This is a genomic window from Virgibacillus salarius, from assembly GCF_039521925.1.
In the GTDB taxonomy this organism is placed as follows: domain Bacteria; phylum Bacillota; class Bacilli; order Bacillales; family Amphibacillaceae; genus Virgibacillus; species Virgibacillus salarius.
Map to the genome: position 1 here is coordinate 1 of NZ_BAAACY010000123.1, position 10,200 is coordinate 10,200.

At 36.7% G+C, this 10,200-nt stretch carries 15 protein-coding genes; 14 read left to right on the forward strand and 1 reads right to left on the reverse strand.

Features of this window, described 5'->3' with window-relative positions:
- From ABDZ84_RS15725 to ABDZ84_RS15750, 6 genes are all read left to right on the forward strand, one after another.
- Positions 1–190: hypothetical protein (locus ABDZ84_RS15725; protein ID WP_343782167.1), on the forward strand; the 190-nt coding region annotated here is incomplete at its 5' end.
- A 335-nt stretch (positions 191–525) separates the two neighbouring features.
- Complete coding sequence (locus ABDZ84_RS15730; protein WP_255637857.1) at positions 526–654, forward strand: hypothetical protein; 129 nt, start codon at positions 526–528, stop codon at positions 652–654.
- Positions 655–679: 25 nt separating this feature from the next.
- Positions 680–901 carry an aminotransferase class V-fold PLP-dependent enzyme gene (locus ABDZ84_RS15735; protein ID WP_121604240.1) on the forward strand — a complete coding sequence of 74 codons (222 nt, stop codon included), beginning with the start codon at positions 680–682 and terminating at the stop codon, positions 899–901.
- A 265-nt stretch (positions 902–1,166) separates the two neighbouring features.
- A complete protein-coding gene (locus ABDZ84_RS15740) occupies positions 1,167–1,871 on the forward strand; it encodes a DUF554 domain-containing protein (protein ID WP_121604238.1) in 705 nt (234 codons plus the stop codon).
- 21 nt (positions 1,872–1,892) lie between these two features.
- The gene (locus ABDZ84_RS15745) at positions 1,893–2,048 is read left to right on the forward strand and encodes a hypothetical protein (protein ID WP_162986332.1); all 156 of its coding nucleotides are present in this window, start codon (positions 1,893–1,895) and stop codon (positions 2,046–2,048) included.
- Positions 2,049–2,371: 323 nt separating this feature from the next.
- Positions 2,372–2,569 (forward strand): hypothetical protein, encoded by a 198-nt coding sequence (locus ABDZ84_RS15750; protein WP_121603754.1) that lies wholly within the window; start codon positions 2,372–2,374, stop codon positions 2,567–2,569.
- Positions 2,570–2,901: 332 nt separating this feature from the next.
- Here ABDZ84_RS15750 and yyaC read toward each other — a convergent pair whose 3' ends face one another.
- The gene (gene yyaC, locus ABDZ84_RS15755) at positions 2,902–3,522 is read right to left on the reverse strand and encodes a spore protease YyaC (protein WP_343782172.1); all 621 of its coding nucleotides are present in this window, start codon (positions 3,520–3,522) and stop codon (positions 2,902–2,904) included.
- 87 nt (positions 3,523–3,609) lie between these two features.
- Between yyaC and ABDZ84_RS15760 the strand changes: the two genes are divergently transcribed.
- From ABDZ84_RS15760 to ABDZ84_RS15795, 8 genes are all read left to right on the forward strand, one after another.
- Positions 3,610–4,635: a YkvI family membrane protein gene (locus ABDZ84_RS15760; RefSeq protein ID WP_343782174.1), complete on the forward strand. Its 1,026-nt coding sequence runs from the start codon at positions 3,610–3,612 to the stop codon at positions 4,633–4,635.
- Positions 4,636–4,660: 25 nt separating this feature from the next.
- Positions 4,661–5,668 carry a mechanosensitive ion channel family protein gene (locus ABDZ84_RS15765; RefSeq protein ID WP_343782176.1) on the forward strand — a complete coding sequence of 336 codons (1,008 nt, stop codon included), beginning with the start codon at positions 4,661–4,663 and terminating at the stop codon, positions 5,666–5,668.
- 40 nt (positions 5,669–5,708) lie between these two features.
- Complete coding sequence (locus ABDZ84_RS15770) at positions 5,709–5,906, forward strand: DUF951 domain-containing protein (RefSeq protein WP_026681845.1); 198 nt, start codon at positions 5,709–5,711, stop codon at positions 5,904–5,906.
- A 212-nt stretch (positions 5,907–6,118) separates the two neighbouring features.
- Positions 6,119–7,219, forward strand: a complete 1,101-nt coding sequence (ychF, locus tag ABDZ84_RS15775; protein ID WP_026681844.1) for a redox-regulated ATPase YchF — start codon at positions 6,119–6,121, stop codon at positions 7,217–7,219.
- Positions 7,220–7,422: 203 nt separating this feature from the next.
- Positions 7,423–7,713: a 30S ribosomal protein S6 gene (gene rpsF / locus ABDZ84_RS15780; protein ID WP_026681843.1), complete on the forward strand. Its 291-nt coding sequence runs from the start codon at positions 7,423–7,425 to the stop codon at positions 7,711–7,713.
- Between the two features lie 15 nt (positions 7,714–7,728).
- A complete protein-coding gene (gene ssb, locus ABDZ84_RS15785) occupies positions 7,729–8,193 on the forward strand; it encodes a single-stranded DNA-binding protein (protein WP_343782179.1) in 465 nt (154 codons plus the stop codon).
- A gap of 20 nt (positions 8,194–8,213) precedes the next feature.
- Positions 8,214–8,444 (forward strand): 30S ribosomal protein S18, encoded by a 231-nt coding sequence (rpsR, locus tag ABDZ84_RS15790; RefSeq protein ID WP_026681841.1) that lies wholly within the window; start codon positions 8,214–8,216, stop codon positions 8,442–8,444.
- Between the two features lie 637 nt (positions 8,445–9,081).
- On the forward strand, positions 9,082–9,915 hold the full coding sequence (locus ABDZ84_RS15795; protein WP_026681840.1) for a mechanosensitive ion channel family protein: 834 nt from the start codon (positions 9,082–9,084) through the stop codon (positions 9,913–9,915).
- Positions 9,916–10,200 lie beyond the last annotated feature (285 nt).

Here is a 10,200-nt window from a genome sequence, read left to right on the forward strand (position 1 = left end):
ACTTCATGCTAGCGTTGTAGAGCCTGATAATAGCGAAGGCCGGCCACTTCAACTCCTGTGGGAAGTGTTTGACCTGAAGATCCACTTTTTTGAGCGGGTTTTGCTAAAAAAGTTAGCTGAAGGACAAATCCCCACGGAAAGGGAAGTGGGCAGCCGGAGTGGTGGTCAAGCAGTAGCTATTATTCCATAATAGCTACTAGAGGGAGCGTAAATCTGAGCATTTAGTGATAAGGACTGAGCGAATTTTGCTCAGTTTTTCTAATAGTCTAGGAAATTATAAAATTAGCCTATGTGGATAAATAGAGGCGTGGTGAGCCGCGCCCAGATCCAGCGCCTATAAATTAGGCGAGTTCACGAATCGTCCTAATCTAAATCATTATTGGCTCGCAAGCATACTGTGATTCCTTTAGCTCCGTTGACTTGTTTCATTCGCTATGTTTCTAATCGGTGCTTGTACTTTTGTTCTATACACGTATAAATTAATGAGCTTCAGCTTATAGTCTAAATAGAATTGGCGGATAGATCATGATATATTTTGATCAAGCTGCCTCATCTTATCCGAAACCACCAGTAGTTATCGAGGCGATGATGAGGGTAATGAATGAAATAGGTGCGATCCCCAAAAGAGGGGGGCATACTATGGTACAAGGGTGAATTAAAACCACTTATTCATGGAGGGATGGGAAGCCATTCAGAGGAAGTATTGCAACCAAACGGATGGTCGGAAAGATTTGAAAGTGGTACGTTGAATACGCTAGCGATAGCTGGTTTACTTGCTGCTTTAAGTTTATTTGAAAAACAAGTAGAGGAAATTGTTTCACGTGAAACATTATTAACGCAAATGCTTGTGAATGAGCTCCAAGCAATTTCTGGTGTTACGTGCTATAGGATAGATGAATGATCTCTGCCAATGATAGCATTTAATAGTAAAGATATATCATCACATGAAATTGCTACGATACTGGATGCACATTATCAGATCGCATTACGAGCTTGTCTACAATGTAGTTCACTAATGCATGAAATGTTGCAAACCAGAACAAGGTGCTGTAAGAGTAAGTCTTTCGAGAAGCAATACATAAGAAGAAATAACTCCATTTATAAAAGCAATGAGAGACATTGCAAGCATCTATTAAATTAATTCAATTATTGGGGATGATGAGGGCATGGCATTATATGGAACTATCATCAATGGCGTATTAATCATCATTGGTAGTTTGTTTGGTTTACTCTTTACAAAAATTCCTGAACGGTATAAAGAAACAGTTATGCAAGGAATTGGATTGGCAGTTATGATTATTGGGGTTCAAATGGCACTTTCCACAGAGCTAATTATCATTGTATTACTCAGCTTACTTACAGGGGCAATTCTAGGAGAGCTATTGAATCTAGAAGTAAGATTAAATAGTCTGGGAACATGGATAGGAAGTAAATTCACTACGAAAAGCAGTGATTTTAGCGTATCCCAAGGTTTTGTCACTGCATCACTAATTTTTGTAATAGGTGCCATGTCGGTAATTGGTGCTTTAGATAGTGGAATTCGTGGTGATCATGAAGTATTAATTACAAAAGGAATTCTTGATGGATTTGTAGCGCTCGTATTAACGACAACTTTAGGATTTGGGGTTATCCTATCGGTTATCCCGGTTGTTTTATATCAAGGTACTATTGCCTTATTAGCTACACAAATAGAACAAATCCTTCCAGAAAGCTTTCTGAATGGCATGATAACAGAGTTAACTGCAGTAGGTGGAGTACTAATTCTGGCGATTGGCTTCAATCTACTAAAAATCACATCTATTCGAATCGGAAATCTATTGCCAGCTATTATTACAGTAGGTTTTATATATTATATATATCAATTATTCTAAATGAGGGGGTAACTTTCGTATATGGAAATATACATAGGCTGGTTATTAGCAGTAATTGTTACTATTTTAACTATAGTTGTTATAATTCAAGGCATCCGCTCAAGGATACATGATAAGTATAAAAAACTATCAGAATTAGAAGAACGCATTAAAAAGCTGGAAAAAGATAATAACTAGTAGATAGGGAAACAGCGATCACAGCATGAGTATCGCTGTTTTTTGTTGATTAAGATTGTGTATAACAGAGTAAGTCGTTTCATAGATGCCGACGAGACCTACGATTATGATTATGATAAGTCAACAGTGAATCGCTGTGGCTATTTGTGTTTCCTTTACCTCATGCGAAGTGGTTCGGTCCTACGTTGCAAAGTGGATTTTCGGCTCGCGCTAATCCTGCAGGAGTCTACGTAATTAGTCTCCGCTATGAGAAGGTGCAACAATTCTTATCATAAGTAATAGGTTGACTTTTTTTACAATGGGTAAAGTGAAAATCGTTATCCGTGAGTATAAAAGCAGCTGTGTTACTTCATGCTAGCGTTGTAGAGCCTGATAATAGCGAAGGCCGGCCACTTCAACTCCTGTGGGAAATGTTTGACCTGAAGATCCACTTTTTTGAGCGGGTTTTGCTAAAAAAGTTAGCTGAAGGACAAACCCCACGGAAAGGGAAGTGGGCAGCCGGAGTGGTGGTCAAGCAGTAGCTATTATTCCATAATAACTACTAGAGGAAGCGTAAATCTGAGCATTTAGTGATAAGGACTGAGCGAATTTTGCTCCGTTTCTCTAATAGTTTAGGAAATCAAGGTAATTATAAAATTTGCCCATGTCAATAAATAGGAGCGTGTTGAGCCGTGTCCAGCTCCAATGCCAACGCCTATAAACTAGGGACTTCATGGACGATAAGTCATCATCGGCTCGCAACCGCACCGTGATTTCTTTATAGCATTTGACTCGCTCCAGTCGCTACGATTTTTAATCGAGCGCTTGTGCTTTTGTTCTATGCATGTACACACCATCGAATCACTTCAATAATCTAATTAGGTATTGTAGGATTGGAGACTTGAATGACAACTGCAGGAGAATGGTGCTGATAAATTAAGCGCTGATCAAGCTGTTCTAATAAGTCCGCTGTTTTACTAGCCATTCGCATCACTAAGCTTAATCTAGTGTTTTGCAGAACAGAATACTCCATAAACCCACTAACATTAACAACACCTGTAAGGTGAATATCACCAACTTCAGGCAGGAGCTTATTAAAGGCTGCTCCAGGTTTTATTGGCCCTGTACCAGTAATAAGGTGTCCAATGGACGTGTGTTTACCTAAACAGGCATCTATTGCGATTACAAAAGGATTGTGATGATTGCTATATATATTCTGTAAATAGTCATGTATATTGGTGGCATGAACGGGTTCATCTAGTGTACCATAGATCGATAAATGTTTAATTTTTTTCTCAGCTAGTAGTGTACCAGTTAATGGACCTAAAGAGTCTCCCGTAGAACGATCCGTACCAATACATACCACTACATAATCACGTGGCGAGTGCGGCATCCAGGAAATAATTTTCTCACGCATAACGTGTAAAAAATTAGGTTCTGTATGTAGCATACGGAAATTTTCATTTCTCCGGCCTAATTTGCTTTTTAAATTCATAGCTTATCCTCCAAATACATATTGGTATAGTATACGGAAATTTTTTGAAATCTATACATCGATTCTTAAATTATTGGAGGAACTTACATGCTGCGTGCGGGTATGAAATGGATGTTTTTAATTATTGGAACAACAATAGGAGCTGGATATGCTTCTGGGAGGGAATTGTGGCAATTTTTTGGTCATGAAAGTGGACTAGCTATTTGTTTATTTGGCCTACTTTTTTCAATTTGTTGTATAGTGATAATGACCATAAGCTTTGAACGACAATCGACGCATTATTTACCAGTGCTACGTGAAATTGTCGGTGAGAAACTTACTGTAATATATGATGTCATGATATTTATTTATCTTTTTACAACAACCGTAATTATGATTGCTGGAAGTGGGGCAACTTCTCAAGCGTTTAATTTTTCCTATTGGTGGGGTATAAGTATTATAATTATTGCGCTTATTATTTTATTTATGAAGGGAATAAATGGGCTACTTTCTATGAATCAATTTATATTACCATTATTATTGACAGGACTGCTATTTGTATTATTATGGTTTACCATTGATCAACAACTTGATTTATTTTCACATTGGGATGAGCAGCGTAATTGGACAGCCGCATTTCCATTTACTGCGTTAAATATTCTTCCGCTAATTGCGGTCTTGGGGGCAATTGGGAACAAAGTAAAGTCCAAGCAGGAGATATGGATAGCAAGTGTTGGTAGTGGATTAATACTTGGTGTTATCTCGTTTATTTATAATAATAGCTTAATTCAAATAGCGGATGAATTACTGTTATATGAGATTCCCTTATTTGCAATTTTAAAGCACTACCCGTTCGAAATGCTAATACTGATGAGTATTCTATTATGGTTTGCTATTTTTACAACCGCAGCTTCTGGAATTTTGGGTATCGTAACGCGTATAAAGGAGTATATAAAAAAACCATTATGGTTGATTGTTTCTGTTACCTTGGTTACAATGATTCCATTAACAGCACTAGGTTTCTCGACATTAATAAACTATTTGTACCCCATATATGGCATACTAAATTTATACGTTTTAACGCGACTATTATTATTTCCGGTATGGGATAAATTAGAAAATAAAAAAACATAGGTATTTACAGCAGGAGGAGGTACATATGGATAAGGAAGAAGTTAGCAAGGAAATAAATAATTTTAGTGATGAGTTATCTAAGTTTTGGGATTATATAACTGGGGCAGATTTTTGGCTAGCGATAGGGTTAGGTGTACTTCGAATTCTAGTAATTTTACTACTAGCTTATATAATTGTCCGAGTCACCCGTAAGGTAGTCGATCGTTTATTTAAACAAAGAGAGAATGGCCCAATTCGAATTACAGAACGACGAGAAAATACTTTGAAAAAATTAATTAAAAGTACGATAACCTATGTTGTATACTTTATTGCGTTCATCATGATACTTGATAATGTATTAGGTTTTCAGGTCGGAGCGTTACTAGCTGGTGCTGGTGTTGCAGGACTAGCTATTGGTTTTGGTGCACAGAATCTTGTTAGAGATATCATTTCAGGATTTTTCATTATTTTTGAAGACCAATTCTCAGTAGGGGATTATGTTGGAGTAGCTGGTATCGAAGGAACAGTTGAAGAAATTGGTCTACGAACTACAAAAGTATTGAGTTGGACAGGTGAAATGCATATCTTACCAAACGGAAATGTCACTCAGGTTATAAATTACTCTATTCATAATGGTCTAGCTATTGTTGATATTAACATTCCATATGAAAGCAGTGTAGATGATGCGGAGAAGATTATTAATGATGTGGCAGTAACGTTACCTGATAAGTATGATTTTCTAGTCGGTGTTCCAGAGATTATCGGTGTGCAAAATTTAGAAGCTTCATACTTTGTTATACGAGTTATTGCAGATACGCTGCCAGGCTTTCAATGGGCAGGCGAAAGAAATATTCGTAAAGAAATGCAGGATAAGCTGTATAAAGCAGGTATTGAAATCCCTGCACCACGAATTGTTATGTATTCTCGTGAACAAAAAGATAACATTCTCAACCGTGATAAATCACAACTGCAACAAACGCAGACAAATAGAAACCAATTAAATTATGAAGAATCAGGGAATAGTCAAACGGAACAAACACCTGAGCGAGAATAATAAATAGTAGTTATAATGAGATAAAAAGGAGAAAAACAAGATGGAAGGAAAAGAGTTTGCATTAAATGATGTCGTCATGATGAAAAAGCCGCATCCATGTGGGGAAAATCGCTGGAAAATTATTCGCATGGGTATGGATATTCGAATTAAATGTCTAGGCTGTGATCATAGTGTGATGATACCGCGTAGACAATTTACTAAAAAAATGAAAAAAGTGCTAGAAAAAGCAGAAGAATAAAAGTAGTTAAAATAGACTATGACACCTAGAAAATGTTACAATGGTAGCAGACAGAAAGAAATATTTACAACGTGATAGGGTAAAACGCAAAAGTAGGCATGTTTCTATGCCTATTTTTGTTTTTTGTCAGCTTGTCATTTGTCTAGCAAATATCTATAATTAGAATGACAAACGCGTTTATATGAATGGAATCCTTAAGGAGTGAAAGTTGAATGTCTCTAACAGCAGGAATTGTCGGTCTTCCAAATGTGGGTAAATCAACATTATTTAATGCTATTACACAAGCAGGGGCAGAAGCAGCGAATTATCCATTCGCTACAATTGATCCTAATGTCGGAATAGTGGAAGTACCAGACAATCGCTTAAATAAATTAACAGAATTAGTAAAACCAAAAAAAACAGTACCTACAGCATTTGAATTTACGGATATTGCTGGTATTGTGAAGGGAGCTAGTAAAGGCGAAGGATTAGGAAACCAATTTTTATCCCACATTCGTCAAGTTGATGCGATTTGCCAAGTGGTACGTTGTTTTCAAGATGATAACATCACGCATGTATCTGGAAGAATTGATCCTATTGATGATATTGAAATCATTAACTTGGAACTAATTCTTGCTGATTTGGAAACAGTTAACAAACGTTTTCAACGTGTAGAAAAATTGGCTAGACAGAAAGATAAGGCAGCTGTTGCAGAGTATGATATACTAGTCAAAATTAAAGCTGGTTTAGAAGAAGAAAAGCCTGTACGTGCACTAGATTTTACAGAAGAACAATATAAAGTGGTAAAAGGTCTACATCTATTAACTAGTAAACCGACACTCTATGTAGCAAATGTGAGTGAAGAAGAGGTTGCCGATCCTGATACAAACGAGAACGTACAAAAGGTTAAAGACTATGCCGCAAAGGAAAACGCCGAGGTTATCGTTGTATGTGCCAAGATTGAAGAAGAAATTGCTGAGCTTGATGTCGAAGAAAAGGAAATGTTTCTTGAAGATCTAGGAATAGCTGAATCAGGGTTAGATAAATTAATCAAAGCTTCCTATCATTTATTAGGCTTAGCTACTTACTTTACAGCAGGAGAACAGGAGGTCCGTGCATGGACATTCCAAAAAGGAATTAAAGCCCCTCAAGCAGCTGGAATTATTCATACAGATTTTGAACGAGGATTTATTCGCGCTGAAACGGTATCATATGATGATCTTGTAGAAGCAGGAACAATGTCACAGGCAAAAGAGAATGGAAAAGTGCGGTTAGAAGGTAAAGACTATGTTGTAAAAGATGGAGATGTCATTCATTTTCGCTTTAATGTATAGTCAGGAAATAACCGCTAAGGACGAATATTATATATGTATAATGTATTGAAGGATCTCTCGAAGGCTTGTTATTTACAATATGATTTGGTATAATACACTATTGTGAGTAATTATAATTTACGATTACTCCTTGCTCCTATTGCGGGAGGCAATAATGCTGATCAATATTTAGGAGCCGCTAAGACCAAAAGGAGGTGTTACGGATGAGAAAATATGAAATCATGTACATCATCCGCCCAGATATGGAAGAGGAAGCGCAGACAGCTTTAATTGAGCGTTTCAATGGAATTCTAACTGATAATGGCGCGGAGATTGAAAAGGTTGATGAAAAAGGTAAGAAGCGTCTTGCTTATGAAATCAATGACTACCGTGATGGATATTATGTAATCATTAACTTCAGTGCTGATGAACAAGCGATTAACGAATTTGATCGCCTAGCGAAGTTCTCTGATGATATTATTCGTCATATTGCAGTTCGAGAAGATGATCAATAATAAGGAGTGGTTCTGATGTTAAATCGTGTCGTTCTTGTCGGCAGGTTAACGAAGGATCCTGATTTACGTTATACACCAAGTGGAGTAGCTGTAGCTAACTTTACACTTGCAGTAAACCGTCCATTCTCTAATCAACAGGGGAACCGTGAAGCCGACTTCATTAATTGTGTTGTTTGGCGTAGACCAGCAGAGAACCTAGCGAACTTCATGAAAAAGGGAAGTATGGTTGGGGTTGATGGTCGTGTGCAAACGCGTAGATTTGAAGGTCAGGATGGGAAAACTGTTTTTGTTACAGAAATTGTTGCAGACAGCGTACAATTCTTAGAATCTAAAGGCGCCTCTCAAGGTGGAGGACAGGATACATCAGGATTCCAACCAAATAGAAACCAGAACCAATTTGAACCAAATAGAAACCAAGAGGACCCATTTAAAAATAATGGAGAGCCTATCGATATATCAGATGACGATTTACCATTCTAAAATGAAAAGGAGGGTTATCTATGGCAGCTCGTCGCGGACGTGCAAAGCGTCGTAAAGTGTGTTTCTTCACTGCAAATGGAATTACACACATTGATTACAAAGACGTGGATTTGCTAAAACGTTTCATCTCTGAGCGCGGGAAAATTCTTCCTCGTCGTGTAACAGGAACTTCAGCAAAATACCAACGTAAGCTTACAAAAGCAATCAAACGTGCTCGCACAATGGCTTTATTGCCATATGTAGCTGAGTAATAAATAGTTATTAAAGGCATTATAGGCTAAGACCTATGATGCCTTTTTATTATTATATGTACATATGAAGGAATGGTGGTATATATGCTTCCTATTGAATCATTGTCATCCACTTACGTTAGCGAATTTCTTATAATGATTTGATAGACTTATCATATAGCTAACTCTATATTAACGCTTTCGTATATTTAATAATCTATCTAGGAGGTTTATGATTAATAAAATTGGGGAAGAGAATAGTAACTCCTTCTTTTTCTAGAAGCAAGATTCAGGTCTCTAGATTAACTATCTTATTCAACTAAAGGGATATAGCCAACCAAATTTGGTTGGCTATACCCCTTTAAAAGGGTGGTATTTGGTAAGCAGATTTTTTATAGAGCGTTATTAAGGGATTATTGATTGCATTACCATTTTCAGACAGTTCCTCAGAGCATATAGCTATGAGGAACTGATACCATATAAGAAAGATACGACGTTTAATATTTTACATATTGGATTTGCGATAGTAATGGATTGGTGAACAATGGAAAATGAAATAGGTTAAATTTCGAAAACAACTCCATCAAAAACTATTTTGTGCTTTTTTACAGATGAAATTTTTGTGATAATCATAACTCGCAAAGGAGTCGATTTTAAAATGAAATGGTTGGAAAACATCGAATGGGAAGAAGTTATTTTAGATGTTGGTATTATACTCATTCAATTAGTCGCAATTCTGATTGCTTTCCTGATTACTCGTGCCATTGGAAAAAAACTAATTCAATCTTCTTTCTCAAAGGTACAGACTAAAAAGAAGATGTCTGTTGGTAGAACACAAACATTACAAGCATTAGCAATTAGTTTTTTTTCATATGTTCTCATTTTTATCACCTTGGTAATAGTGCTTGGTATATTTGGAATTAATGCTGCAGGGTTAATTGCCGGAGCAGGTATTATCGGATTAGCAATTGGCTTTGGTGCTCAAGGTCTGGTAAGTGATGTCGTAACTGGTTTTTTCTTATTACTGGAAAAACAACTAGATGTTGGCGATTATGTAACGACAGCAGGATACGGTGGTATTGTCGAAGAAGTAGGTTTACGAACAACCCAAATTCGAAGCTTTGACGGGACTTTGAATTTTATCCCTAATAGAGAGATTAGTTCACTAAGTAATCATTCTCGTGGTAATATGAGAGCTCTCGTTGACATTGGTATCTCTTATGATGATAATATTGACCATGCCATGACAGTCCTTCAAGAGGTCTGTGACAAGATAAAGCAAGAGAATGAGACAATTGTAGAAGGACCAGATGTGTTAGGTGTTCAAACAATCGGTGATTCTGATATTACACTTCGGGTTATTGCAAAAACAGAAAATATGGAACAGTGGGCAGTTGAAAGACAGCTTCGTAAAGCAATTAAAGAAGCATTTGATCAAAATAACATTGATATACCTTTCCCACATCAAGTGTATATTGAAAAACAAGCATAATAGGAGTTATACGTTATCTTGTATATTCATTTAGTTTGATAACGGTTTTACTATGAGAAAAATAATATATTAATACGTGCTGTAACCTCAAGCGTTTAGAGCAAAGCTCTTCAAGAGGTTACTCACGTTCATGTGAAAAACGTAATCACCTTATGCTTATTGCTAGGCATGGGGTGATAACTTTTTTTATAAGTTAAGAAAGTATAAAATCAGCGCAATGACTGCGTTAAGCCAAGTAGTTATTTTGAAATGTTAGATGTATATTGGCAATGCTCCGACTAATTA